Below are 24,357 nucleotides of genomic sequence, written 5' to 3'. Positions count from 1 at the left end.
ACCACCGCACCACCCGACCACCCGGCCGCCGCTCCCGGCGGCATGGCGAAGGGGCCCGTACCGCGTCGCAGCGGTACGGGCCCCTTCGCCGGTGCGGCCGGGCGGGCCGCCCGGCCGCACGCCGGCGGCGGTGCGTCAGCGGTGGTGGGTCGGCGACACCGTGACCTCGACCCGCTGGAACTCCTTCAGGTCCGAGTAGCCGGTGGTGGCCATCGAGCGGCGCAGCGCGCCGAAGAAGTTCATCGAGCCGTCGGGGGCGTGCGACGGGCCGAGCAGGATGTCCTGGGTGGTCCCGGCGGTGCCGAGGTTCATCCGCTTGCCGCGCGGCAGCTCGGTGTTGACCGCCTCCATGCCCCAGTGGAAGCCGCGCCCGGGCGCGTCGGTGGCGCGGGCCAGCGGCGAGCCCATCATCACCGCGTCCGCGCCGCACGCGATCGCCTTCGGCAGGTCGCCGCTGGCGCCGAAGCCGCCGTCCGCGATCACGTGCACGTACCGGCCGCCGGACTCGTCCATGTAGTCCCGGCGGGCCGCCGAGACGTCCGCGACGGCGGTGGCCATCGGCACCTGGATGCCGAGCACGTTCCGCGTGGTGTGCGCGGCGCCGCCGCCGAAGCCGACCAGCACGCCGGCCGCGCCGGTCCGCATCAGGTGCAGCGCCGCGGTGTACGTGGCGCAGCCGCCGACGATCACCGGCACGTCCAGCTCGTAGATGAACTGCTTCAGGTTCAGCGGCTCGTGCGACCCGCTGACGTGCTCGGCCGACACCGTGGTGCCGCGGATCACGAACAGGTCGACGCCCGCGTCCACCACGGCCTTGGAGAACTGCGCGGTGCGCTGCGGCGACAGCGCGGCCGCCGTGGTCACCCCGGCGTCGCGGACCTCCTTGATCCGCTGCCCGATCAGCTCCTCGCGGATCGGCGCGGCGTAGATCTCCTGGAGGCGCGCGGTGGCCCGCGAGTCGTCGATCTCGGCGATCTCGGCGAGCAGCGGCTCAGGGTCCTCGTACCGCGTCCACAGGCCCTCGAGGTTCAGCACCCCGAGGCCGCCCAGGTTGCCGATCCTGATCGCCGACTCCGGGGACACCACCGAGTCCATCGGCGCGGCCAGGAAGGGCAGGTCGAAGCGGTACGCGTCGATCTGCCACGCGATCGAGACCTCCTTGGGGTCCCGGGTCCGCCGGCTGGGCACCACGGCGATGTCGTCGAACGCGTATGCCCTGCGGCCCCGCTTGCCCCGCCCGATCTCGATCTCTGTCACGTGCTACGCCTCTCTGTCCGTCCAGCGCTCCCCAGTATGGCGGGTCCCCCCGAAGCGGGTGCTTCCGCCCACCCCGGGGCAAGCACGCGGCGGGCGGCGCCCGCCGAGGGGCGCGGCGTACGACGCGACCGGCCACGGCGGGGTCCCGGCGCCCCCGGGCGGTGCCGCCGGGGGGCCGCACGGTGGATCACCCGTGGTAGTTGGGGGCCTCGACGGTCATCTGGATGTCGTGCGGGTGGGACTCCTTGAGCCCGGCGGCGGTGATCCGCACGAACCGGCCCTTCGACTCCATCTCCGCGATGCTCTCCGCGCCCACGTAGCCCATGGTCTGGCGCAGCCCGCCGACCAACTGGTGCAGGACCGCCGACAGCGGGCCGCGGTAGGCGACCTGCCCCTCGACACCCTCGGGGACCAGCTTGTCGTCGGAGGAGACCTCGGCCTGGAAGTAGCGGTCCTTGGAGTACGACCGGCCCTGCCCGCGCGACTGCATCGCGCCGAGCGAGCCCATCCCGCGGTAGGACTTGAACTGCTTGCCGTTGATGAACAGCAGCTCCCCGGGGGACTCCTCGCACCCGGCCAGCAGGCTGCCGAGCATGACGCTGCTCGCGCCCGCGGCCAGTGCCTTGCCGATGTCGCCGCTGTACTGGAGGCCGCCGTCGCCGATGACCGGCACCCCGGCCTCGATGCAGACCTGCGCGGCCTCGTAGATCGCGGTGACCTGGGGGACGCCGATGCCGGCGACCACCCGGGTGGTGCAGATGGAGCCGGGGCCGACACCGACCTTGACGCCGTCCACGCCCGCGTCCAGCAGCGCCTTGGCGCCGTCGCGGGTGGCGATGTTGCCGCCGACCACGTCGACCTGGACGCTGGACTTGATCTTGGCCATCCAGTCCAGCGCGTTGCTGTTGTGGCCGTGGGAGGTGTCGACCACCAGGAAGTCCACGCCGGCGGCGGCGAGCGCCTGGGCCCGGTCCAGCGCCTCGGGGCTCGCGCCCACGGCCGCGCCGACCAGCAGCCGGCCGTCGGAGTCCTTGGCGGCGTGCGGGTACTGCTCGGCCTTGACGAAGTCCTTGACGGTGATCAGGCCCTGGAGCCTGCCGTCCTCGTCGACCAGCGGCAGCTTCTCGATCTTGTGCCGGCGCAGCAGCGCCATCGCGTCGGTGCCGGAGATGCCGACCGTGCCGGTGACCAGCGGCATCGGGGTCATGACCTCGCGGACCTCGCGGCTGCGGTCGGACTCGAAGGCCATGTCGCGGTTGGTGACGATGCCGAGCAGCCGGCCCGCCTCGTCGGTGACCGGCACGCCGCTGATCCGGAACCGGGCGCACAGCGCGTCGGCCTCGCCGAGGGTGGCCTCCGGCCGGACCGTGATCGGGTCGCTGACCATGCCGGACTCGGAGCGCTTGACCAGGTCGACCTGGCTGACCTGGTCCTCGATCGAGAGGTTGCGGTGCAGCACGCCGACGCCGCCCTGGCGGGCCATCGCGATCGCCATCCGCGCCTCGGTGACCTTGTCCATGGCCGCGGAGAGCAGCGGGATGTTGACCCGGACGTTCCGCGAGATGAGCGAGGAGGTGTCCACCTGGTTGGGCAGCACCGAGGAGGCTCCGGGGAGCAGCAGCACATCGTCGTAGGTCAGTCCGAGCGTGGCGAACTTCTCGGCTACTCCGTCGGCGTTCAGCGACATGACACCTTCCCGAATGGTCTTGCCCGGCGAGTTGTCCAATGGTAGTGGCTGCGCCGCTATTCCCCCGACCGCCCGGAGCCGTCCGGTCTGTCGGGTTCGCCACCCTCCGCCCGGCCGGTGAACGGTCGCCGGGCACCCGGGCGGCCCGGCCGCCGAGCACCCCGTCGCCGGGTCGCCCGGAGACGGTCAGGCGCTCAGGCCCGGCGCGTCCTGCTCCTCCGACACCGCGCCGGACTCCTCCGCGATCGCCCGCAGCCGGCTGAGCGCGCGGTGCTGGGCGACGCGTACGGCGCCGGGCGACATGCCCAGCACCCGTCCGGTCTCCTCCGCGCTCAGGCCCACCGCGACCCGCAGCAGCACCAGCTCGCGCAGGTGGTCGGGGAGCCGGGCGAGCAGCTTGCGGGCCCAGGCGGCGTCGCTGTTCAGCAGCGCGCGCTCCTCGGGCCCGAGCGAGTCGTCCGGCTTCTCCGGCATCTCGTCGGACGGCACCGCGGCGCCGGGCCCGCGCATCGCGGCCCGCTGGAGGTCGGCGATCTTGTGCGAGGCGATCGACACCACGAACGCCTCGAACGGCCGGCCCAGGTCGCGGTAGCGCGGCAGCGCGCACAGCACCGCGAGGCACACCTCCTGGGCGAGGTCGTCCACGAAGTGCCGGGCGTCGCCGGGCAACCGGGACAGCCTCGTGCGGCAGTAGCGCTCGGCGAGGGGGTGGACGGCGGCGAGCAGGTCGTGCGTGGCCCGCTGGTCCCCGTCGACAGCGCGACGAACGAGGGCACCGATGGCCGGGGGCTCGTCGTCAGGCATCCACCCATGGTGCCTCGCCGCCGGACGATTCGCCGCATCGCGTCCGGACTTCTGCACCGAAGCGTTATGCGGTCCCCCGCTCCCGGTGTCCGACGGCCCGGCCGACCCGGCGCCGTGGGCGGCGCCGACACCGGTATCCGGCCTGGTTGCGGGCCCTGTTGGGGCGCCCGCACCGGCCGGTGCGGCCGAGCGCACCGCGGACGAGGTGCCGCGCGCCGCGGCGGACGCCCGCGCGTCCGGCCCGGCGACCGGCGCCGCCTGGGCGGTCGCGGACGCGGAGCCCGCGCCGGACGGCGCGCTCCGCGCGGCGTCCCGCCCGCCGTTCGTACCGGGTACGGACGCGGACGACCGCGCCCGTGCGCCCGCCGCTGTCATCTCCGCCATACCCGGCCCCCACCGATCCCCGAGGAAGTCCATACGTCAAGCATGCGTCCTCCCCCGGGAAACCGTGGACCCGCCGGCGGCCTCCCGGCCTTCCCGCGGGTTTTCCAGGGGAGTTCGCCATCATCGCCGGGGGGCGGGCCCCGCCCGGGGAACCGCCGTCCCGCGGCGCGCCACCGGCCGTCCGGCGACCCGCGACCCGCGACCCGCGCGTCGGGGTCCGGGGCGGGGCGGGGCGGGGCCGCACGGAAGAACACCGTTCCGCGACCCACGGCCCACGGCCCGCGACCCGTGGCCCGGGCGAAGCCGGAGCGGGGCGGTCCGAGGAGGCGCCGACCCGCGCCGCCAGCCGCCTCCGGGCCGTCGGCCGCGAACCGTGACCGGGGCCCGTGGCCGCGAACCGTGGCCCGCGGCCCGGAGGGTGGCCGCGGCGTCGCGCGGCACGTGCCCCGCAACCGACGTTCACCCCTGTGGACCGGACGGGATGGCTGAGTGCGGGTGGGCCCGCAGCGGTTGCCGGGCCTCCCCACCTGTGGGGGGAGGTTGGGGCTCATCCCGGCGACGGCCGTACGGCGTCCCGCATCCGCCCGGAGCCCCGCCCGCCCGGAGCCCCCGCCTCCGGCCGGATACGCCGGGACGGGACGGCCGCGCCCTTCCTGGGCGGCTGCCCGATCGGGGCGGACGCCGAGCAGGGCGTGATCGACCCGTACCACGGCGGGTCCGGCCGGACGAGGACCCCGATCACCGCCGGCCGACGCGACATCGCCCCGGGACCGCGCCCCGCACCGGCTCACCGGCCGCCGACCGGCACGACGGCCCGCGGCGCGGCTCCACGCCAGCCGGGCCGGGCGCGGCGCGCCGACCGTTGCCGGCCCGCAGCGCGGGGCCCGGGGCACGGTCCAAGACGCGGTCCGAGGGACCTCCACCGCGTTTCACCTGGCGAAGGTCCTCCGGCGCAGCCGAGGGAACGCCCCACGGTCCGCACCGCGGCCGCAGGAGCGCCCACGGACCGGACCGGAGACGAGGCGTACCCCGACACCGGCCCGATGCCCGGGGCCCGTCCCGCGGGCCCCGCCTCGCCGCGTCACCGACCGGTCCGTGCGCGGCATGGCGGCGGCCCGGTGCGCTGGCCCGTTCCGCAGGCCCGGTGCGGAGCCGGGCCGCCACGGGCCGGGCCCGCGCGCCGCGAGCCCGGCAGGATCCGCCGGACAGGCCCTAGCGGACCAGGCCCCAGCGGAACCCGAGCGCCACCGCGTGGGCGCGGTCGGAGGCACCGAGCTTCTTGAACAGCCGCCGGGCGTGCGTCTTGACGGTGTCCTCGGACAGGAAGAGCTCCCGGCCGATCTCCGCGTTGGAGCGGCCGTGGCTCATCCCTTCGAGCACCTGGATCTCCCGGGCGGTCAGGGTGGGCGCAGCGCCCATCTCGGCCGAGCGCAGCCGGCGCGGGGCGAGCCGCCAGGTCGGGTCGGCGAGCGCCTGCGTCACGGTGGCCCGCAGCTCGGCGCGCGAGGCGTCCTTGTGCAGGTAGCCGCGCGCGCCGGCCGCCACGGCGAGCGCCACCCCGTCGAGGTCCTCGGCGACGGTGAGCATGATGATGCGGGCGCCGGGGTCGGCGGACAGCAGCCGCCGTACCGTCTCCACGCCGCCGAGACCGGGCATGCGGACATCCATCAGGATGAGGTCCGAGCGGTCGGCACCCCAGCGGCGGAGGACTTCCTCGCCGTTGGCCGCGGTGGTCACGCGCTCGACGCCGGGCACGGTGGCCACCGCGCGGCGCAGGGCCTCTCGGGCGAGCGGGGAGTCGTCGCAGACGAGGACGGAAGTCATGACCGCCCCCCGCAGCTGAACCGCGTCACTTGTGCCTCCAGGCTGTACGAAGTACGAATCTTCACCGTTGGGGCTGACGGCTCGGGCATGTGCCCGAATCATGTGATCCCGCCAACCGCTTCCGCCACACTCAACGACCCTCACCCGAAAGAGTTACGACGTCGGATCACGGTCGTGTGCACTCTACGTGATCACGCGTGTACGAATCGACCATGTCGCAGGTCAGATGGGCGAGGCGGCCGTGTTTTCCGAGGCGGCGGGCGGCCTGATTCATCCGCGCGAGGGGCGGAGCACCACTCGCGCGGCCCAGCATCCGGGGCGGCGAATTATGCCAAACGGGTCCTATGAAGGATTTTGCACTGTTTGGCGGCTCTTTTCTGGTGCGTGGGGTAATCGTCGCTAGATTGGCGATGAGTCATATTTACATCTACTACGACAGTAGATGTACGGTCGGACGTACGGCTGAGCGAAGCCGGCCTCCCAGGCCGTCACCCACGTTTCGAGGGGATGAGCAATGGCAGACTTCTCCCGCCTTCCCGGCCCCAACGCGGACCTATGGGACTGGCAGCTTGTCGCCGCCTGCCGCGGCGTCGACAGCTCGCTGTTCTTCCACCCCGAGGGTGAGCGCGGCGCCGCCCGCAGCGCGCGCGAGGCCGCCGCCAAGGAGGTGTGCATGCGCTGCCCGGTCCGCGCGGAGTGCGCCACCCACGCGCTGGCCGTGCGCGAGCCGTACGGCGTGTGGGGCGGCCTCACCGAGGACGAGCGCGAGGCCATGATGGGCCGCTCCCGCCACCGCGCCGCCCCCGACCGCGACGACGACGAGCGGGAGCGCGAACGCGAGCGGGACCGCGAGCGCAGGCGGTACGAGCGGTACGCCGACGTGGAGGACGCCGAGGCCGACGAGGCCGTGGCGGACGCCGACGGGGACCCGCACGGCCGCCACGACGACTACGACCCGTACGACGGCGAGCCCGACCTGGACATGGATCCCGACCGGGACGGCGAGCCGCTGCACATCTACTGACCGCGGGACCGCGCGACCGTACCGAAGAATCGATTCTTCACAGGGCGTCGGCGGGGGCGCCTCGGACCCTGTGCCCGCAGGGGCCGGCTCACCGGCGGCTCACGAACGCACCGCCGCCCGGCTCAGCCGGGTGAGCATCATGTCCACCGCGGGGACGCGGGCGAGGTCGGGGAGGGTGAGCGCCACGACCTCGCGCTCCACCGCGGGCGCCATGTCCAGGACCGCCACGCCGTCGGTCCGCACCGCCGCCAACGCGAGTTCGGGGAGCACCGCGACGCCCAGACCGGCGGCGACCAGGCCGACCACCGCCGGGGAGTCGTCGGTGGCGAAGTCGATCCGGGGGGTGAAGCCGGCCCGCTCGCAGACCTCGACCAGGTGTCGGCGGCAGCGCGGGCACCCGGCGATCCACTGCTCGGCGGCCAGCTCCGCGTACGGCACGGGCGGCGCCGTCGCCGGTGAGCCGTGCGGGACGGCGGCGTCCGCGGCCGACGCCGCTGCCAGCCGGTGGTCCCGCGGGACCAGGCCGACCAGCCGGTCCGTGGACAGGGGGCGCACCACCAGGTCGGACCAGGACTCCTCGGCGGGCGTCGGCAGGTCCACGTAGCGGAACGCGAGCGTGATGTCGCAGTCGCCGGCCCGCAGCATCTCCACCGACGTGGGCGGTTCCGCCTCGACCAGCGAGACGCGGGTGTCCGGATGGCGGGCGCGCAGGGCGGCGACGGCGGCCGGCACGAGGGTGGAGCTTCCCGAGGGGAAGGAGGCGAGCCGGACCCGTCCGGCCCGCAGACCCGCGATCGCCGCGACCTCCTCCTCGGCGGCGGTCAGCCCGGCGAGGATGCCGGCGGCGTGCCGGACGAGCGCGTCGCCGGCCTCCGTCAGCCGCATCTCGCGGGCGCCGCGGACCAGCAGGGGGGTGCCCGCCGCGCCCTCCAGCGCCTTCATCTGCTGGCTCACGGCGGGCTGGGTGCAGCCCAGTTCGCGGGCGGCGGCGGAGAAGGAGCCGGTGCGCGCCACCGCGCGCAGGACCCGCAGGTGGCGTGCCTCGATCACGGCTCCCACGATAGGGGTGGGCGGGTCCCCCCGGGGTGGGGGGTTCTGTCGGTTGCGGGACCTTACGGTGCGGTCGGGCTGGGCGCGCCGTTCCCCGCGCCCCTCGGACAGCGCCGGTGGTTCCGGCGAACCCCTCCCCCGAGGCGGAGGGCTCTGTCAGTTGAGGGACCTTGCGGTCCGATCGGGCTGGGCGCGCAGTTCCCCGCGCCCCTCGGACAGCGCCGGTGGTTCCGGCGAACCCCTCCCCCGAGGTGGGGGGTTCTGTCGGTTGAGGGACCTTGCGGTCCGGTCGGGCTGGGCGCGCCGTTCCCCGCGCCCCTCGAAAGGCACGGGTACTCCCGGCGGAAAAATGGGCGGAACGGGGGGAGGGGGCGGCCTAGAGTGCCGGGATGGACATCGGGCAGGTGCGGGAGACGTTCGACGCGCAGATGAGGCGGGGTGCGGGGCCGGTGGCCCCGGAGGGGGTCGTGCGGCTGGTGGAGGGCGAGGGGCCGGCCGGGTGGGCCGGGGTGGTGTGGTCGGGGTTCGCGGCGGAGGGCGCCGCCGAGGCCGACCGGGCGATCGCCGCGCAGCTCGCGTGGCTGCGCTCCGACGCGGGCGCGGGCCGCGAGTTCGAGTGGAAGCTGTACTCGTACGACCTCCCCGCGGACCTCCCGGAGCGCCTCGCGGGCGCCGGCTTCGTGGCCGAGCCCGCGGAGACCCTGATGGTCGCGGAGATCGCCGACCTGCCGCAGGACACCCCAGCGCCGCAGGGCGTGCGGCTGGTGCAGGTGACCGACGCGGCCGGCGTCGACCTGGTCGCCGACGTGCACGAGCAGGCGTTCGGCAGGGACTCCGCCCGGCTGCGGGAGCGGCTGCTGGCGCACGTCGGCGACCCCGACGTCGCGATGACCGTGGCGATGGCGGGCGACCGGGCGGTGTGCGCCGCGCGGATGGAGTTCCACCCGGGCACGCGGTTCGCGAGCCTGTGGGGCGGCGGCACCGTGGAGGAATGGCGCGGCCGGGGCGTCTACCGGGCGCTGGTGTCGCACCGCGCCCGCGTGGCCGCCGCGCGCGGCTGCCGGTACCTCCAGGTGGACGCCTCCGACCAGAGCCGGCCGATCCTGGAGCGGCTGGGCTTCGCCGCGCTGGCGACCACCACGCCGTACGTCCGCGCGGCGGGCTGACGAGGAGCGGCGGACGGGTGAGGGGCGTGAAGGTACTGACCGTCAACATCGGGCGGCCGCGGCCGAACCCGTGGAAGCGGCTGCCGGCGACCGGCATCGACAAGTGGCCGGTCGCCGGGCCGGTGGCCGTGACGGCGCCGGGTCCGAAGGGGACCGGCGCGGTCGGGCTGGCGGGCGACCGGGCGTACGACGTGGAGCACCACGGCGGCAGCGACCAGGCCGTCTACGCGTACGCCCGGGAGGACCTGGACGGCTGGCAGGAGGAGTTGGGCCGCCGGCTGCCCAACGGCTCCTTCGGGGAGAACCTGACCACGTCCGGGATCGACGTCAACTCCGCGCTGATCGGCGAGCGGTGGCGGATCGGCTCGGCGCTGCTGGAGGTGTCCTGCCCGCGCATCCCGTGCGCGACCTTCGCCGGCTGGCTGGCGGAGGCCGGGTGGACGCGGCGGTTCGTGGCGGCCGCGCTGCCGGGACCGTACCTGCGGGTGGTCGAGCCGGGAGAGGTGAGCGCGGGCGACGCGGTGCGGGTGGTGGACCGGCCCGACCACGAGGTGACGGTCGCGCTGTCCTTCCGCGCGGTGACCACCGAACCCGGGCTGCTGCCGCTGCTGGTCGAGTTGCCCGCGTTCCCCGCCGAGGACCGTGCCGCGATCCGTCGCCGCCTGTCCCGCTGACCGGCGCGCCGCGGTGCGCGGTCGGGGCACCGCGTCGTCGGCGCCCGGTCGCTCCCAGGGGCTGTCCGGCGGATCGTGCCGGTCGGGCTCGCGGCGTCCGGCGCCGTGCATCGCAAGGCGGAGAAGCATCCGCGTACCGGGTCGCCCGTGGAGGCTTCGGCACCGCGGGGGCGGTGCGGTGCCGGGCGCCGCGATCCCGGCAGGATCGGCCGGACAGACCCTAGGCTGGCGGCATGACGACTTCTCTGGTGACCGGGGCGACCGCGGGACTCGGCGCGGCCTTCGCCCGCCGGCTCGCCGCCGACGGACACGGCCTGGTGCTGGTCGCGCGGGACGCCGAGCGGCTCGCCCGGTCCGCGGCGGACCTGCGCGAGCGGTACGGCGTCGAGGTGGAGGTGCTCGCCGCGGACCTCGCGGCGGACGCCGGGATCGCGGCGGTCGAGGCGCGGCTGCGCGAGCCGGCCCGGCCGGTGGACGTGCTGGTGAACAACGCCGGGTTCGGCAACCGCGGCGCCTTCCTCGACGCGCCGATCGAGGACGAGGTGCGGATGCTCAAGGTGCACTGCGAGGCGGTGCTGCGGCTGACCACGGCCGCGGTGGAGGGCATGCGGGAGCGGCGGCACGGCTTCGTGGTGAACGTCTCCTCGGTCGCCGCCTACATGCCGCGCGGCACCTACGCGGCGAGCAAGGCGTGGGCGGTGCGGTTCACCGAGGGGATCGCGCACGAACTGCGCGGCTCGGGGGTGCGCTTCCTCGCCCTGTGCCCGGGTTTCGTGCGCACCGAGTTCCACGCGCGGGCGGGCATGGACGCCTCCGGGCTGCCGTCGTGGGCCTGGCTCGACGCGGACGCGGTCGTCGCCGCCGCGCTGCGCGACCTGGCCAGGGGCCGTGTCGTCAGCGTCCCGTCCGCCCGCTACAAGGTGGCGGTCTCGCTCGCCCGCCACGTGCCCCCGACGCTCTTCAGCGCCGCGGCCGGCCGGACCGGCCGCTACGACCCGAAGCTGCGCGGCGCCCGGAAGTAGGGGCGCGGGCCACCGGGCCCGTGCACCGTCGGACACGTGCCCGCTCCCCCGCTCCCCCCGCGCGCCGGCGGACGCACCCCGCTTCCACCGGCCCTTCGCCCCGTACCCGCGAACGACCGGGGCCCGCCACCTCGGTGCACGAGGTGGCGGGCCCTCAAGGCCGCGGAGGGGCCTGTGGCGCGGGAGCGCGTCAGTGGCTGTGGCCGTGACCGGCGGCAGCGGCCTCCGGCTCCTCTTCCTTCTTCTCGACGACCAGGGTCTCGGTCGTGAGCAGCAGGGACGCGATCGACGCCGCGTTCTCCAGGGCGGAGCGGGTGACCTTCACCGGGTCGATGACGCCGGCCTTGACCAGGTCGCCGTACTCGCCGGTGGCGGCGTTGAAGCCGTGGCCCTTGTCGAGCTCGGCGACCTTGGAGGTGATGACGTAGCCCTCCAGGCCGGCGTTCTCGGCGATCCAGCGCAGCGGCTCGACCGCGGCGCGGCGCACGACGGCGACACCGGTCGCCTCGTCGCCGGACTTGCCGAGGTTGTCGCCGAGCACCTTGACCGCGTGCACGAGCGCGGAGCCACCGCCGGAGACGATGCCCTCCTCGACGGCCGCGCGGGTCGCGGAGATCGCGTCCTCCAGGCGGTGCTTCTTCTCCTTCAGCTCGACCTCGGTGGCCGCGCCGACCTTGATCACGCAGACGCCGCCGGCCAGCTTCGCCAGGCGCTCCTGGAGCTTCTCGCGGTCCCAGTCGGAGTCGGTCGAGGAGATCTCGGCCTTGATCTGGCCGACCCGGCCCTCGATCTCGGCCTTGTCGCCGGCGCCGTCGACGATGGTGGTCTCGTCCTTGGTGACGGTGACCCGGCGGGCGCTGCCCAGCAGGTCCAGACCGGCCTGGTCGAGCTTGAGGCCGACCTCCTCGGCGATGACGGTGGCGCCGGTCAGCGTGGCGATGTCGCCCAGCATGGCCTTGCGGCGGTCACCGAAGCCCGGGGCCTTGACCGCGACCGCGTTGAAGGTGCCGCGGATCTTGTTGACCACGAGGGTGGACAGGGCCTCGCCCTCGACGTCCTCGGCGATGATCAGCAGCGGCTTGGAGGAGTTGGCCTGGATGACCTTCTCCAGCAGCGGCAGCAGGTCCTGGATCGAGGCGATCTTGCCCTGGTGGATGAGGATGTACGGGTCGTCGAGGACGGCCTCCATCCGCTCCTGGTCGGTGACGAAGTAGGGCGACAGGTAGCCCTTGTCGAAGGCCATGCCCTCGGTGAAGTCCAGCTCCAGGCCGAAGGTGTTGGACTCCTCGACGGTGATGACGCCGTCCTTGCCGACCTTGTCCATCGCCTCGGCGATCAGGTCGCCGACCTGCTTGTCCTGGGCGGACAGCGCGGCGACGGCGGCGATGTCCTCCTTGCCCTCGATCGCGCGGGCGGTGGCGATCAGGTCGTCGGAGACCGCCTTGACGGCCGCGTCGATGCCCTTCTTCAGGGCGGCGGGGGAGGCGCCGGCGGCGACGTTGCGCAGACCCTCGCGGACCAGCGCCTGCGCGAGCACGGTCGCGGTGGTGGTGCCGTCACCCGCGATGTCGTTGGTCTTGGTCGCCACCTCCTTGACGAGCTGGGCGCCCAGGTTCTCGTAGGGGTCCTCGATCTCCACCTCGCGGGCGATGGTCACGCCGTCGTTGGTGATGGTCGGGGCGCCGAACTTCTTGTCGATGACGACGTTGCGGCCCTTGGGGCCGATGGTCACCTTCACGGTGTCGGCGAGCTTGTTGACGCCGCGCTCAAGGGCGCGACGGGCGTCCTCGTCGAACTTCAGGATCTTGGCCATGCCTGCGAACTACCTCGTCTACTCGTATGTCGTCGTCAGTCAGTGAGGACGGTCAACGAAACCGCCCCGGCCCCGGCCGGAAGAGGGCGCGGAGTCCCGGGGCGGGATCACGGCTGTGGTGGGCCGGAAGATTACTTCTCGATGATCGCGAGAACGTCGCGGGCCGAGAGGACGAGGTACTCCTCGCCGTTGTACTTCACCTCGGTGCCGCCGTACTTGCTGTAGAGCACGACGTCGCCGACGGCGACGTCGAGCGGCAGGCGGTTGCCGTCCTCGAAGCGGCCCGGGCCCACGGCCAGGACGACGCCCTCCTGGGGCTTCTCCTTGGCGGTGTCCGGAATGACCAGGCCCGAGGCCGTGGTCTGCTCGGCGTCGAGCGGCTGGACCACGATGCGGTCCTCAAGCGGCTTGATGGCAACCTTGGTGCTGGCGGTCGTCACGATCCGACCTCCCCCTTCAAAGGGCTCACGGGAGTGTCTGTCTGGGTCGGCGACCTGGTAGGCCCGTCGTCGCGGGTGCCGGACCTGCCCGTCGCTGAGTTCTGGCACTCAGCGGGGCCGAGTGCCAGAACCGAGACTAGGACGCGCTTAGCACTCGGTCAAGCGGAGTGCCAGCAGAGCCGCACGAACGGGTCCGCGCCCGGCGCCGGGGCGCGGACAATGGAGGCGTGAACCCCGAGGAATTCGATGCCCTGCTGACCGGCGAAGGGCAGGAGCTGCTGCGCGAGTTGCGCGACCACGACCCGGCGGACGAGCTGGCCGCGGCCACCCGGCTGCGGCGGGCCCACCCGCCGGAACTGGTCTCCGCGGCCCTCGGGCAGAGCCGGCTGCGGCAGCGCGCCGCGGCGAAGTTCGCGGCCGAGGACGCGGCGCGGATGTACTTCACGCCGAACGGTGTCGAGCAGGCGACCCGAGCCGCGGTCGCCGCGCACCGGGCGGAGCGGTTCCGGGCGCTGGGCGTGCGGCGGCTGGCCGACCTGTGCGGCGGCGTCGGGGGCGACGCGGTCGCGCTGGCCCGCGCGGGCATCGAGGTGCTGGCGGTGGACCGCGACCCGCTGACCTGCGCGGTGGCGCGGGCCAACGCGCGGGCGCTGGGCCTGGCCGACCGGATCGAGGTGCGCTGCGCGGACGTCGCCGACGTGGACACCGCCGGGTACGACGCGGTGTTCGTGGACCCGGCGCGCCGCTCCGGCCGGGGCCGCACGTTCGACCCGGAGGCGTACTCCCCGCCGCTGTCCTGGGCGCTGGACGCGGCGCGCGCGGTGCCGTACGCGGCGGTGAAGGTCGCGCCGGGGGTGCCGCACGAGGCGGTGCCCGGGGACGCCGAGGCGGAGTGGGTCTCGGACCGGGGCGAGGTGAAGGAGGCCGCGCTGTGGTTCGGCACCGGGCCCGGCACGGTGCGCGCCACCCTGCTGCCGGGCGGGGCGGGCCTCGCCGCGCCCGGCCCGCCGCCGGCCCCGCGGGTGCGCCCGGTCGGCCGGTACCTGTACGAGCCGGACGGCGCGGTCATCCGCGCGCACCTGGTCGCCCTGGTCGCCGAGGAGGTCGGCGGCGGGCTGATCGACCCGACCATCGCGTACGTCACCGGCGACGTGCCGCACCCGACGCCGTACGCGGCGGCGTACGAGATCCGGGACGCGCTGCCGTTCAACCTCAAGCGGCTCAAGGCGCTGCTGCGTGAGCGCGGGGTGGGCCGGCTGACGGTGAAGAAGCGCGGATTCGCCATGGAGCCGGAGGAGTTGAGGCGCCGGGTACGGCCGCAGGGGCCGCACGAGGCGACGGTGTTCCTGACCCGGACGGCGGGCGCGCCGGCCATGCTCGTGGGCGGGCCGGCGGCGTGGGACGGCCGGATCAGGGCGTGACCGCGACCGAGACGAACCGCCAGCGGTGCACCTGGCGGCGGACCAGTTCCGGCGGCGGATCGGGCAGTTCGGGCAGCTCGGCGCCGTAGGGCGCGTCCCACCAGCTGATGACGAGCACCCGGTCACCGGGCGCGGTCAGGTACTCCACCCGCTGGGGCGTGTCGGACAGTTCCTGCCGCCGGGCCCAGTCCAGGAGCTCGGCGCCGCGGTCGTCGGCCGCGGCCGCCTCCCACATCAGCGTGACGGTCATCCGTAGAGGTTGTCCTTGCTCAACTCGTGCACGTGGTCGTGGTCATGGGTGTGCGCGGGGCCGTGGCCGCTGCCGCCGGCGTGGCCGTGGGGGGCGTCCGCGTCGTGGGTGTGGCCGGGGACCGAGACCTCGGTGACCGGCAGCGAGGAGTCGGCGGGCAGGTCGAGCGTGGAGGCCGCGCGGCCGCGGGCGACCATCTCGGCGCCGAGCGCGGCGACCATCGCGCCGTTGTCCGTGCACAGCCCGGGGCGCGGCACCCGCAGCAGGATGCCCGCGTCCTCGCAGCGCTGTTGGGCGAGCGCGCGCAGCCGGGAGTTGGCGGCCACTCCCCCGCCGATCATCAGGTGGTCGACGCCGTGGTCCTTGCAGGCGCGGACGGCCTTGCGGGTCAGCACGTCGACCACGGCCTCCTGGAAGGACGCCGCCACGTCGGCGACCGGCACGTCCTGGCCGTCCCTGCGGCGCGCCTCGACCCAGCGGGCCACGGCGGTCTTCAGGCCGGAGAAGGAGAAGTCGTAGAGCGGGTCGCGCCCCCCGGTCAGGCCGCGCGGGAAGGCGATCGCCGAGGGGTCGCCCTCGCGGGCGCGGCGGTCGATCACCGGGCCGCCGGGGAAGCCGAGGCCGAGCACCCGGGCGACCTTGTCGAACGCCTCGCCGGCCGCGTCGTCGATGGTCGCGCCGAGCGGGCGGACGTCGCCGGTGATGTCGGGGGCGAGCAGCAGCGAGGAGTGGCCGCCGGAGACCAGCAGGGCCATCGTCGGCTCGGGCAGCGCGCCGTGTTCGAGCTGGTCGACGCAGATGTGCGAGGCCAGGTGGTTGACGCCGTACAGCGGCTTGCCGAGCGCGTAGGCGTACGCCTTGGCGGCCGAGACGCCGACCAGCAGCGCGCCCGCCAGCCCCGGGCCGGCGGTGACGGCGATGCCGTCCAGGTCGCGGGCACTGACCCCGGCGTCCTTCAGGGCGCGCTGGATGGTCGGGACCATGGCCTCCAGGTGCGCGCGGCTGGCGACCTCGGGCACCACGCCGCCGTAGCGGGCGTGCTCGTCCACGCTGGAGGCGACGGCGTCGGCGAGCAGGGTGTGGCCGCGGACGATGCCGACGCCGGTCTCGTCGCAGGAGGTCTCGATACCCAGGACCAGGGGTTCGTCAGCCATCAGTTCCTCAGATCCTCAGATTCCTCGACGAAGGTCGGCCGCGACGGTCTGCGCGGGGTCGGCCAGCCGCATCACGAGCGCGTCCACGTTGCCGGGCTGGTAGTAGCCGCGGCGCACGCCGATCGGCTCGAAGCCGAAGCGCTGGTAGAGCCGCTGGGCACGGGGGTTGTCCACCCGCACCTCCAGCAGCACCTCGTGGCACTCGGCGGCGGTGGCGGCCCGCAGCAGTTCGGTGAGCAGGCGGCCGCCGAGGCCGCTGCCCCACTGGTCGCGGGCGGTGGCGATGGTCTGGACGTCGCCGGTGCCGGCGACGGCGGCGAAGCCGGCGTAGCCGACGATCCGCGGGGCGGCGGTTCCCTCCCCGGCGGGGGCGGGCGGGCCTGCTCCTTCGGGTCCTCCGGGAGACGCGGTCCGCCCGGCCTTCCCGCCCTGCTCGGCCTTCCCGCCCTGCTCGGTCTGCTCGGTCTGCTCGGCGACGACGTAGGTGCGGGTGGCGGACGGGTGCCGGGCGTCGGCCAGTTCGGACCAGAACATGCCGCGCGACCACGCGTCCTCGGGGAAGAGGTCGTGTTCGAGGGCGACCACGGCGTCCAGGTCCCACCACCGCATGGCCCGCAGGATGACGCCGCCCGCGGGGGCGGGGGCGGCGCCGACGCGCTCGGTCACTTCGGCAGGACCGCCTTGTAGCCGGCCGGCACCTGGGCGTCGGGCCGGCGCAGGTACAGCGGCCGGGCGGGCGGGAACGTCTCGCCCGCGGCCAGCCGGCGGGCGGCGAGCGCGGCGAGCGCGCCGGCCGACTGGTGCGCCGGGTCGGGCCGGCGGTCGGTGAAGACCTCCGGGTAGAGCGCGGCGCCCGCGCCGACCGCGGGCATTCCGGCGACCTCGGCGGCGATGTCGGCCGGGCGGTCCACGGCGGGCTCCCCGACACGGTGCAGCGGGCCGTCGTACCGCGCCCAGTAGACCTCCTTGCGGCGGGCGTCGGTGGCCACGGTGAACGGTCCGTCAAGCCCCGCCTCGCCGGCCGCCCAGGCCAGCCCGTCCAGCGTGCAGACGCCGTGCACGGGAACGCCGAGGGCGTCGCCGAACGACGCGGCGGTGACCAGGCCGACCCGCAGCCCGGTGTACGGGCCCGGGCCGGTGCCGACCACGACGCCCGTGACGTCGGCCAGCGCGCGGCCGGCGGTGCCCAGCACCCGGTCGACGGCGGGCACCAGCAACTCACCGTGCCTGCGCGCGTCGATCACGGTGGACTCGGCGAGCACCTCCTCCCCGTCGTGCAGGGCGGCGGTCACGGCGGGCGTGGCGGTGTCGAAGGCAAGCAGCAGCACGCCCCCAGCCTACGGCGCGCGGGGAGCGCGGCGGGGCGCCAGGGGCATGGGCGGGGTGACTGCTACGTTCAAATCCGACAAAAGCCTTATTACACCTATATGACAGTCGGTTCCGGCGGCGAGCCGGTCCGACGGGAGGACGGCGCCCGTGGTGCGGATCAGCTCGGGAGTCGCGGCGGCCGGGTTCCTCGCGACGGCGATCGCGGTGGTGGGCGCGCTGACGGCCGCGGCGGCCGACGCGCCGCCTCGGCGCCACATGGGAGGCGTGCACGGCGCCGCTGCCGACGGGGCCACGCCCTCCGCCACGGGTTCCGGCACGTCCGCGGCCGCCTCCACCGCGCTCCCGGCCGGCACCGGGCACGGCTCCCGGGTGGTCTACAGCCTCGGCCGGCACCGGGTGTGGCTGGTGGACGCGCACGACGGTGTGCTGCGCAGCTACGGGGTGCGCGGCGGCACGGCGGCCCCCGCGCGCGGCACGCACCGCGTCTTCGCCCGCGAGAGCGGCCGGGTCGTCCTGTTCGCGTCCACCGATGGAGTGAACGTCGGGTTCGCTCCGGAGGGGGGCGCGGGCGCCCGGGGGGCCGCGATCCGCGAGGCGCCCGCGGACGCGGACGCGCTCTGGCGGCACGCGCCCGTGGGTTCACTGGTCGCCGTGGTGCCGTAGCAACCATCCGGCCCCGGCCGCACCGCCGAACCCGGGAATCGGGGAACCGGCGAACCGCCGCACGGGCGCCGCGCCGCGGCCGTACCGCGTCGGCCGCGCCTCCGGACGGCGCGGCTCCGCCCGCCCATCGTCGCGGCCCCGCCCTGCCTACCGCCGCGGCCCTGCCGACCTCCGCGGTCCGGTTCCGACTACCGCCGCGGTCCGGTTCCGCCGGTCGGCCGGTGGCCCCGCGACCCGGTGCGCTCCTCGTCGGCGGAGGGCGGCGTGGAGACCGTACGGGCGGCCGCGCAGGACACGAGGAGGTCCCGCACCGAGGGCACCGCGGGCACCGCGGACCCGGCCGGCGCCGCGGATGCCGCCGGTGCAGCCGGTGCAGCCGCTGTGGGCGTCGGAGCCTGTGCGGCGGCGTCGTCTTCGGACGTCATGCACGCCTCCCCGGGAAGAGAAGTTAGGCAACCCTAAGCAGGTGGCCGCTACCAGCACACCACGGCCAACCGCTCCTGCGCAACATCTTCCCGACAGAGTGTCGGCGCAACCTCCCGGCCCCGGCCGGTCCGCCGACCGGGGCACCGGCTCAGAGGACCAGCGGCGTGAGGTCCTGCCCGGCCCAGCGCGGCCCGATGCCGATCACGGTCACCTCGCGCGTGTCGTCCGCGCCGTCCCGCTCCCCGTCCAGGCCGCCCGGGGAGACCCGTTCACGGGACTCCCCGTCCGCCGTGCGGTCCCGCTCCTCGCCGATCGTGCGGCCGATCACCACCTGGAGCCGGGCGTCGGAGAGGTCCTCGACCTTGCCCTCGCCCCACTCCACCACCACCACGGACTCCGGCAGGGAGACGTCGAGGTCCAGGTCCTCCATCTCGTCCAGGCCGCCGCCGAGGCGATAGGCGTCGACGTGGACCAGCGCCGGGCCGCCGGTGAGTGACGGGTGCACCCGGGCGATGACGAACGTCGGCGAGGTGACCGCGCCGCGCACGCCGAGCGCCTCGCCCAGCCCGCGGGTGAGCGTGGTCTTGCCCGCGCCCAGCTCGCCGGTGAGCAGGACCAGGTCGCCGGGGGCCAGCAGCGCGGCCAGCCGTCGTCCCAGCTCACGCATGTGTTCCGCGGTGCGTACGGTGATCCGGACCGCGTGCGCGTCCTCGGCGGTGCCCGCGCCCGCGGGATAAGGGTCGTGCGGTTTGCCCATGAAGGCGAATGCTACGCGTCGGCGGCGGCCGTCAGCTCGCGCAGCCGCCGCGGTACGGGCGCGCGCACGCCGTCCGCGGCCTTCGCGACCAGCGCCGCCAGCGCGGGGCCCACCACCTCGGGCCGCTCGAACAGCACCAGGTGGCCGGCGCCCGGCACCACCAGCAGTTCGGCGTCCGGCAGCCGCGCCGCGATCTCCGCGCTGTGCGCGCTCGGCATCAGCAGGTCCTTGCCGCCGGCCAGCACCAGCGCGGGCCGGCCGTCCAGCACGGCGAGCGCGCCGACCTTCTCGTGCGCGGTGAACGCCGGGTAGAACTCGGCCACGACGTCGATCGGGGTGGCCTCGATCAGCCGCTCGGCGAAGCGGGCCACGGCGGGATCGACGTCGTCGGAGCCGAAGCTGTAGCGCTTGATGACGCCGGCGAACAGCTCGGCGGTGGCCCGCCGGCCGCGCTCCACCAGCTCCGCCTGGCGGCCCATCACCCGCAGCAGCCCCGGCGCGATCGCGCGGAACGCCCGGGCACCGGCCGCGGGCAGGCCGAGGGTGTCCGCGGCGAGCTTGCCCGACGAGGTGGAGACCAGCGCGACCCCGGCGACCCGCTCGCGGACGTACTCCGGGTACTGGTCGGCGAAGGCCATCACCGTCATCCCGCCCATGGAGTGCCCGACCAGCACCACCGGGCCGCGGGGCGCCGCGGCGTCCAGCACCGCCTTCAGGTCGCGGCCCAACTGGTCGATGGTGGCGGGCTCCCCCGCGAGCTGGTCCCGGCCGCGCTCGCTGCGGCCGTGGCTGCGCTGGTCCCAGTAGACCGCCCGCACCGCGCCGCGCAGCAGCGCCCGCTGGAAGTGCCAGGAGTCCTGGTTGAGGCAGTAGCCGTGCGAGAAGACCACGGTCAGCGGCTCCGGCGGGTCCTGCGCGTCCTGGTCCGGTCCGGCGCCGGCGCCGGCGCCGGCGCCGGTGTCCGCGCGGCGGCCGCGCAGCCAGCCGCGCCTGGCGGGGCGCACGGACCCGGCTTCGCGGGACGGCCCTGCCTGCTCGGACGCCGGCTCGGACGCGGGCTCGGCCTCGTCGGCCTCGTCGGTCTCGTAGTACAGCTCGGTGCCGTCCTCGGCGACCGCGCTGCCGGGGGCGCCGCGCAGGCTGCCGTACGGGCCAGCGGCGTCGAGGGCGAGCTGTGCGCGGCGGCGCGTCCCGCGGCCCACGGTGGCCCGCTCGATCGCGACCCCCGCGGCCGCGCCCGCCGCCACCACACCGATCGCGGCGCCGACCAGGCCGGCGCGCTCCCACTTCATCCCCGCTCCCTCTGCCATGGGTCAGGTGCTCCGGCCGGGCTGGCGACGGCGGCCGCACGCGGGCGCGGGGCGGCCGCTCACGCCGCCTCGCCGGAGTACACCCGCGGCACCCGGGCGCCGATCCGGGTGACGATCTCGTACGCGATGGTGCCGCACGCACGGGCCCAGTCCTCGGCGGTCGGCTCGCCCGCGTCGCCCGGGCCGAAGAGCACGGCCTCGTCGCCCGGCGCCGCACCGTCGCCGCCGAGGTCCACCACGAACTGGTCCATCGCCACCCGCCCCGCCACCGTGCGCCACTTGCCGGCGACCAGCACCGGGCCCGTGCCCGACGCGTGCCGCGGCACACCGTCTGCATACCCCAGCGGCACCAGCGCAAGCGTGGTCTCACCCGGGGTGACGTACAGGTGGCCGTAGCTGACGCCGTGGCCGCCGGGGACCCGTTTGACCGAGGCGAGGCGGGCGGCAAGCGTCATCACCGGGCGCAGCCCGAAGTCCGCGGGGCCGCCGAGCCGGGGCACCGGCGAGATGCCGTACATCGCGACGCCGGGCCGCACCATGTCGAAGTGGGCCTCGGGGAGGGTGAGGGTGCCGGGCGAGTTCGCCAGGTGCCGCACCTCCGGCTCCAGCCCGGCGTCCGCCGCCTGCGCCAGGGCGGTGCGGAACGCGGTGAGCTCGCGGGCGATCGAGGGGTGGTCGGGTTCGTCGGCACAGGAGAAGTGGGACCACACGCCGGTGACGCGGACGGTGCCCTCCCGTTCGGCGGCGCGGGCGGCGCGGGTCAGGTCCGGCCAGTCCGCGGGCTGCGCGCCGTTGCGGCCGAGGCCGGTGTCGATCTTCAGTTGGACCCGGGCGGGGCGGTCGGCGGCCCGCGCGGCCGCGACCACCTCGTCCAGTGCCCAACGGGCGCTGACGGTCACGTCGATGCCGGCCTCGACGCACTCCCGCCAGGGCCCTCCGGGGGTCCACAGCCAGCACAGGATGCGGCCCGGAAGGCCCGCCTCCCGCAGGGCGAGGGCTTCCTGCGGGGTGGCGGCGCCGAGCCATTCCGCGCCGGCCTGGCGGGCGGCCCGCGCGCACTCGACCATGCCGTGGCCGTACGCGTCGGCCTTCACCACCGCCATGAACGCCGCGCCCGGGGCGTGGGCGCGCAGGGCCGCCACGTTGGAGCGGAGTGCGGCGAGGTCGATCAGCGCGGTGGCGCGGAGCGACGGGGGGATGAGGGGGCCGGTGTGCATGTGGCGGTCCTCGCAGGGTCCTTGCAGGGGCTTTTGGGGCGGGCGGGCGGGGGTGCGGCTACTTCCCAGTGTCTCAGGCCGAGGTGGGAGGGCTCTGCGGTGGCGGTGGAACCCGCGGAGTCAGGGTGCGGGTGCGGCAACCCGCCGCCACGGCTCGCGTGTCCGCCCGGGTGACATGTCAGTGGGGGCTGGGCGCGCAGTTCCCCGCGCCCCTGACGGGGCGACTTGCCGCCGTAGCGCACAGGCACCCGCACGGCGACCCGCCGCCACGGCGCGCGTGTCCGCCCAGGCCACCCGGCACGCGGGTGCGGCAACCCGCCGCGACCGCTCACGTGTCCGCCCGGGTGACATGTCAGTGGGGGCTGGGCGCGCAGTTCCCCGCGCCCCTGACGGGGCGACTTGCCGCCGTAGCGCACAGGCACCCGCACGGCGACCCGCCGCCACGGCGCGCGTGTCCGCCCAGGCCACCCGGCACGCGGGTGCGGCAACCCGCCGCGACCGCTCACGTGTCCGCCCGGGTGACATGTCAGTGGGGGCTGGGCGCGCAGTTCCCCGCGCCCCTGACGGGGCGACCCGCCGTCGAAGCGGGCGGGTGCCTCCGCCCCGGCCCCCGGCGGGGCTACGCGGAGACGTTGTGCCAGGCGGCGGGGAGGGAGTCGGCGAGGTCGAGGGCGGTGAGGGGGTGGGGGGTGAGGCGGGCGGACAGGCCGTGCAGGTACGCCCCCAGCGAAGCGGCGTCCCGGGCGGCGAGGCCCGCCGCGAGGAGGGACCCGGTGAGCCCGGACAGCACGTCGCCGCTGCCGGCCGTGGCGAGCCACGCCGTCCCCGTGGCGTTGACGCGGACCGGGCGGCCCGGGTCCGGGTCGGCCACCAGCGTCGTGGAGCCCTTGAGCAGCACGGTCGCCCCGAAGCGCGCGGCCAGCTCCCGTACCGCGTGCAGCCGCCGGCCCTCGACGTCCTCGCGCGCCCAGCCGAGCAGCGCGGCCGCCTCCCCCGCGTGCGGGGTCAGCACGGTCGCCGCCGTACGCCGCCGGACCGCCTCGGGGGTCAGCAGCCGCAGCCCGTCCGCGTCCACCAGGATCGGCACGTCCGCGGCCAGCGCGTCGTCCACCGCGGTGCGCGCCTGCGAGGTGTCGCCGAGCCCGGGCCCGACCACCCACGCCTGCACCCGCCCGGCCGCGCGCGGCGAACCCGCCGACACCAGCGTCTCGGGGTGCCGGGCCAGGACCGCCGGCCCGCCCGGACCGGCGTACCGCACCGCGCCCGCGCCGCCGCGCAGCGCCCCGGACACCGCGAGCACCGCCGCGCCCGGGTACCGCTCGGAGCCGGCGGCCACCCCGACCACGCCCCGCCGGTACTTGTCGCTCTCCCCGCTCGGGCGCGGCAGCAGCGCCGCTGCGTCGGCGTGCTGGAGCGCCTCCAGTTCGGGCGCCCCGAGGTCGCCGTCCAGCCCGATGTCCACCAGCCGCAGCGCCCCGGCGAACTCCGCCGCCGGGTCGACCAGCAGCGCGGGCTTGTACGTGCCGAAGGTGACGGTCGCGTCCGCGTGCACCGCCGGGCCGTGCACCTCGCCGGTGTCGGCGTCCACCCCGCTGGGCAGGTCCACGGCGAGCACCGCCCCCCGCCCGTCCCGCGCGGCCAGCGCGAGGTCGGCCGCCTCGGGGCGCAGGCCCCCCTTGCCGCCGATGCCGGTGACGCCGTCCAGCACCAGGTCGGCGCGGGCGACGGCCCGCGCGCCCCCGTCCGCCGCCGCCACCCGGCCGCCGGCCGACCGGAAGGCGGCCAGGCCCTCGGCGTACGCGCGTTCCGGGTTCAGCAGCACCGCGGTCGCGGCGGCGCCCCTGCGGAGCAGCCGGGCCGCGGCGTACAGCGCGTCGCCGCCGTTGGCGCCGCTGCCCACCAGGACCGCCACCCGCGCGCCGTAGACCCGCCCCAGCAGGTCGGTGCCCGCACCCGCCAGTCCGGCCGCCGCGCGCTGCATCAACGCGCCCTCCGGCACCCGCGCCATCAGCGCCGCCTCGGCCCGCCGCACGGTCTCCACGCTGTGCCCGTACCTCATCAGCAACCTTCCCCTCGGCGCCCCTCCCGAGCTTACGGAGCCCCCGAACCCGCCGCCACGCCGCCCCGGGGCACATCTGTTGTAGAACGTTCCGTACAGAAGGAGGTGGTCATGAAGACCGTGACGTACTCCGAGTCCCGCGCCCGGTACGCCGAGGTGCTGGACTCCGTGAACGACGACCGGGAAGAGGTCGTCATCACCCGCGCCGGCCATGACCCGGTGGTGATCGTCTCTCTGGACGCGTACGAATCGCTCCGCGAGACCGCCTACCTGCTCCGCAGCCCGGCCGACGCGCGCCGTCTCCTCGCGTCCATCGACCGGCTGGAGCACGGCGCCGGCACTCCCCGTGAACTGGTCGAGGACGAATGAAGGTCGTCTTCGACGACGCGCCCTGGGACGACCACGTGTGGTGGCAGGTCCAGGACCGCAAGGTACTCAAGCGCATCAACGCTCTGGTCGAGGGCATCGCCCGCAACGGCAACGACGGCATCGGCAAGCCGGAGCGGCTGAGACACGGCTTCCAGGGCTACTGGTCCCGCCGCATCACCGACGAGCACCGCCTCGTCTGCAAAGTGGTCGACGACGAGATCCGGATCGCGGCCTGCCGTTACCCCTACGGGTGCTGA

General features: G+C 75.5%; 22 protein-coding genes and 1 pseudogene. 8 read left to right on the top strand and 15 right to left on the bottom strand.

Features of this window, described 5'->3' with window-relative positions; translation table 11 throughout:
- Positions 1 to 135: 135 nt before the first annotated feature.
- From RVR_RS22470 to RVR_RS22455, 4 genes are all read right to left on the bottom strand, one after another.
- Positions 136 to 1,257, bottom strand: a complete 1,122-nt coding sequence (locus RVR_RS22470; protein ID WP_202235570.1) for a GuaB3 family IMP dehydrogenase-related protein — start codon at positions 1,255 to 1,257, stop codon at positions 136 to 138.
- Between the two features lie 187 nt (positions 1,258 to 1,444).
- Entirely contained in the window at positions 1,445 to 2,944 is a 1,500-nt protein-coding gene (gene guaB, locus RVR_RS22465) for an IMP dehydrogenase (RefSeq protein ID WP_202235568.1), read from the bottom strand.
- A 186-nt stretch (positions 2,945 to 3,130) separates the two neighbouring features.
- Positions 3,131 to 3,748, bottom strand: coding sequence for an RNA polymerase sigma factor ShbA (shbA, locus tag RVR_RS22460; protein ID WP_237404898.1), 618 nt, complete (start codon positions 3,746 to 3,748; stop codon positions 3,131 to 3,133).
- Between the two features lie 1,596 nt (positions 3,749 to 5,344).
- Positions 5,345 to 5,956: a response regulator transcription factor gene (locus tag RVR_RS22455; protein ID WP_003948568.1), complete on the bottom strand. Its 612-nt coding sequence runs from the start codon at positions 5,954 to 5,956 to the stop codon at positions 5,345 to 5,347.
- Positions 5,957 to 6,470: 514 nt separating this feature from the next.
- Between RVR_RS22455 and RVR_RS22450 the strand changes: the two are divergent.
- Positions 6,471 to 6,761: pseudogene (locus tag RVR_RS22450) on the top strand (WhiB family transcriptional regulator); the annotation flags it as partial.
- Positions 6,762 to 7,079: 318 nt separating this feature from the next.
- Here RVR_RS22450 and RVR_RS22445 read toward each other — a convergent pair.
- Positions 7,080 to 8,030: a LysR family transcriptional regulator gene (locus tag RVR_RS22445; RefSeq protein WP_202235566.1), complete on the bottom strand. Its 951-nt coding sequence runs from the start codon at positions 8,028 to 8,030 to the stop codon at positions 7,080 to 7,082.
- Positions 8,031 to 8,419: 389 nt separating this feature from the next.
- Here RVR_RS22445 and RVR_RS22440 point away from each other — a divergent pair, with 389 nt between their 5' ends.
- From RVR_RS22440 to RVR_RS22430, 3 genes are all read left to right on the top strand, one after another.
- On the top strand, positions 8,420 to 9,196 hold the full coding sequence (locus tag RVR_RS22440; RefSeq protein ID WP_202235563.1) for a GNAT family N-acetyltransferase: 777 nt from the start codon (positions 8,420 to 8,422) through the stop codon (positions 9,194 to 9,196).
- Between the two features lie 26 nt (positions 9,197 to 9,222).
- Positions 9,223 to 9,870: an MOSC domain-containing protein gene (locus tag RVR_RS22435; protein WP_202235562.1), complete on the top strand. Its 648-nt coding sequence runs from the start codon at positions 9,223 to 9,225 to the stop codon at positions 9,868 to 9,870.
- 233 nt (positions 9,871 to 10,103) lie between these two features.
- Complete coding sequence (locus RVR_RS22430; RefSeq protein ID WP_202235561.1) at positions 10,104 to 10,892, top strand: SDR family NAD(P)-dependent oxidoreductase; 789 nt, start codon at positions 10,104 to 10,106, stop codon at positions 10,890 to 10,892.
- A 190-nt stretch (positions 10,893 to 11,082) separates the two neighbouring features.
- On the opposite strand, the gene groL is transcribed toward RVR_RS22430, so the two are convergent.
- Together groL and groES are read right to left on the bottom strand one after the other, a co-directional pair.
- On the bottom strand, positions 11,083 to 12,705 hold the full coding sequence (gene groL, locus RVR_RS22425; RefSeq protein WP_202235560.1) for a chaperonin GroEL: 1,623 nt from the start codon (positions 12,703 to 12,705) through the stop codon (positions 11,083 to 11,085).
- Between the two features lie 131 nt (positions 12,706 to 12,836).
- Positions 12,837 to 13,145 (bottom strand): co-chaperone GroES, encoded by a 309-nt coding sequence (gene groES / locus RVR_RS22420; RefSeq protein ID WP_033177833.1) that lies wholly within the window; start codon positions 13,143 to 13,145, stop codon positions 12,837 to 12,839.
- Between the two features lie 227 nt (positions 13,146 to 13,372).
- On the opposite strand from groES, the gene RVR_RS22415 reads away from it, so the two are divergent.
- The gene (locus RVR_RS22415; RefSeq protein WP_237404897.1) at positions 13,373 to 14,566 is read left to right on the top strand and encodes a class I SAM-dependent methyltransferase; all 1,194 of its coding nucleotides are present in this window, start codon (positions 13,373 to 13,375) and stop codon (positions 14,564 to 14,566) included.
- Here RVR_RS22415 and RVR_RS22410 read toward each other — a convergent pair.
- The 4 genes from RVR_RS22410 to tsaB are packed head-to-tail and all read right to left on the bottom strand — an operon-like array spanning position 14,556 to position 17,298.
- Positions 14,556 to 14,816 (bottom strand): hypothetical protein, encoded by a 261-nt coding sequence (locus tag RVR_RS22410; RefSeq protein WP_202235558.1) that lies wholly within the window; start codon positions 14,814 to 14,816, stop codon positions 14,556 to 14,558. The genes RVR_RS22415 and RVR_RS22410 overlap by 11 nt on opposite strands.
- A complete protein-coding gene (tsaD, locus tag RVR_RS22405) occupies positions 14,813 to 15,970 on the bottom strand; it encodes a tRNA (adenosine(37)-N6)-threonylcarbamoyltransferase complex transferase subunit TsaD (protein WP_202235557.1) in 1,158 nt (385 codons plus the stop codon). Before tsaD ends, RVR_RS22410 begins: the two co-directional genes overlap by 4 nt.
- 15 nt (positions 15,971 to 15,985) lie before the next feature.
- Positions 15,986 to 16,579, bottom strand: coding sequence for a GNAT family N-acetyltransferase (locus tag RVR_RS22400; protein ID WP_237405370.1), 594 nt, complete (start codon positions 16,577 to 16,579; stop codon positions 15,986 to 15,988).
- 53 nt (positions 16,580 to 16,632) lie between these two features.
- A complete protein-coding gene (tsaB, locus tag RVR_RS22395; RefSeq protein WP_202235556.1) occupies positions 16,633 to 17,298 on the bottom strand; it encodes a tRNA (adenosine(37)-N6)-threonylcarbamoyltransferase complex dimerization subunit type 1 TsaB in 666 nt (221 codons plus the stop codon).
- A gap of 148 nt (positions 17,299 to 17,446) precedes the next feature.
- On the opposite strand from tsaB, the gene RVR_RS22390 reads away from it, so the two are divergent.
- Complete coding sequence (locus RVR_RS22390) at positions 17,447 to 17,962, top strand: hypothetical protein (RefSeq protein WP_202235555.1); 516 nt, start codon at positions 17,447 to 17,449, stop codon at positions 17,960 to 17,962.
- 574 nt (positions 17,963 to 18,536) lie between these two features.
- Here RVR_RS22390 and tsaE read toward each other — a convergent pair.
- From tsaE to RVR_RS22370, 4 genes are all read right to left on the bottom strand, one after another.
- Positions 18,537 to 19,145: a tRNA (adenosine(37)-N6)-threonylcarbamoyltransferase complex ATPase subunit type 1 TsaE gene (gene tsaE / locus RVR_RS22385; protein WP_202235554.1), complete on the bottom strand. Its 609-nt coding sequence runs from the start codon at positions 19,143 to 19,145 to the stop codon at positions 18,537 to 18,539.
- A gap of 11 nt (positions 19,146 to 19,156) precedes the next feature.
- Positions 19,157 to 20,455, bottom strand: coding sequence for an alpha/beta fold hydrolase (locus tag RVR_RS22380; protein ID WP_202235552.1), 1,299 nt, complete (start codon positions 20,453 to 20,455; stop codon positions 19,157 to 19,159).
- 59 nt (positions 20,456 to 20,514) lie between these two features.
- Positions 20,515 to 21,672, bottom strand: coding sequence for an alanine racemase (alr, locus tag RVR_RS22375; RefSeq protein WP_202235550.1), 1,158 nt, complete (start codon positions 21,670 to 21,672; stop codon positions 20,515 to 20,517).
- Positions 21,673 to 22,291: 619 nt separating this feature from the next.
- On the bottom strand, positions 22,292 to 23,731 hold the full coding sequence (locus tag RVR_RS22370; RefSeq protein WP_202235548.1) for an NAD(P)H-hydrate dehydratase: 1,440 nt from the start codon (positions 23,729 to 23,731) through the stop codon (positions 22,292 to 22,294).
- Between the two features lie 111 nt (positions 23,732 to 23,842).
- Here RVR_RS22370 and RVR_RS22365 point away from each other — a divergent pair, with 111 nt between their 5' ends.
- Positions 23,843 to 24,100, top strand: a complete 258-nt coding sequence (locus tag RVR_RS22365) for a type II toxin-antitoxin system Phd/YefM family antitoxin (RefSeq protein ID WP_202235546.1) — start codon at positions 23,843 to 23,845, stop codon at positions 24,098 to 24,100.
- Positions 24,097 to 24,357 carry a Txe/YoeB family addiction module toxin gene (locus tag RVR_RS22360; protein WP_202235544.1) on the top strand — a complete coding sequence of 87 codons (261 nt, stop codon included), beginning with the start codon at positions 24,097 to 24,099 and terminating at the stop codon, positions 24,355 to 24,357. Before RVR_RS22365 ends, RVR_RS22360 begins: the two co-directional genes overlap by 4 nt.

Source organism: Streptomyces sp. SN-593 (genome assembly GCF_016756395.1).
GTDB lineage: Bacteria > Actinomycetota > Actinomycetes > Streptomycetales > Streptomycetaceae > Actinacidiphila > Actinacidiphila reveromycinica.
Note: the sequence above shows the minus strand (reverse complement) of the source record. Positions and strands in the feature narration are given on the sequence as shown.

Excerpts from the sequence above, each read along its gene's own strand:
- RVR_RS22380 (WP_202235552.1), bottom strand. The coding sequence starts at position 20,455 with ATGGCAGAGGGAGCGGGGATGAAGTGGGAGCGCGCCGGCCTGGTCGGC.
- RVR_RS22360 (WP_202235544.1), top strand. The coding sequence starts at position 24,097 with ATGAAGGTCGTCTTCGACGACGCGCCCTGGGACGACCACGTGTGGTGG.
- shbA (WP_237404898.1), bottom strand. The coding sequence starts at position 3,748 with ATGCCTGACGACGAGCCCCCGGCCATCGGTGCCCTCGTTCGTCGCGCT.
- guaB (WP_202235568.1), bottom strand. The coding sequence starts at position 2,944 with ATGTCGCTGAACGCCGACGGAGTAGCCGAGAAGTTCGCCACGCTCGGA.
- tsaD (WP_202235557.1), bottom strand. The coding sequence starts at position 15,970 with ATGGCTGACGAACCCCTGGTCCTGGGTATCGAGACCTCCTGCGACGAG.
- RVR_RS22365 (WP_202235546.1), top strand. The coding sequence starts at position 23,843 with ATGAAGACCGTGACGTACTCCGAGTCCCGCGCCCGGTACGCCGAGGTG.
- RVR_RS22440 (WP_202235563.1), top strand. The coding sequence starts at position 8,420 with ATGGACATCGGGCAGGTGCGGGAGACGTTCGACGCGCAGATGAGGCGG.
- RVR_RS22455 (WP_003948568.1), bottom strand. The coding sequence starts at position 5,956 with ATGACTTCCGTCCTCGTCTGCGACGACTCCCCGCTCGCCCGAGAGGCC.
- RVR_RS22370 (WP_202235548.1), bottom strand. The coding sequence starts at position 23,731 with ATGAGGTACGGGCACAGCGTGGAGACCGTGCGGCGGGCCGAGGCGGCG.
- RVR_RS22410 (WP_202235558.1), bottom strand. The coding sequence starts at position 14,816 with ATGACCGTCACGCTGATGTGGGAGGCGGCCGCGGCCGACGACCGCGGC.
- RVR_RS22430 (WP_202235561.1), top strand. The coding sequence starts at position 10,104 with ATGACGACTTCTCTGGTGACCGGGGCGACCGCGGGACTCGGCGCGGCC.
- tsaE (WP_202235554.1), bottom strand. The coding sequence starts at position 19,145 with ATGGGCAAACCGCACGACCCTTATCCCGCGGGCGCGGGCACCGCCGAG.
- alr (WP_202235550.1), bottom strand. The coding sequence starts at position 21,672 with ATGCACACCGGCCCCCTCATCCCCCCGTCGCTCCGCGCCACCGCGCTG.
- RVR_RS22400 (WP_237405370.1), bottom strand. The coding sequence starts at position 16,579 with ATGCGGTGGTGGGACCTGGACGCCGTGGTCGCCCTCGAACACGACCTC.
- groL (WP_202235560.1), bottom strand. The coding sequence starts at position 12,705 with ATGGCCAAGATCCTGAAGTTCGACGAGGACGCCCGTCGCGCCCTTGAG.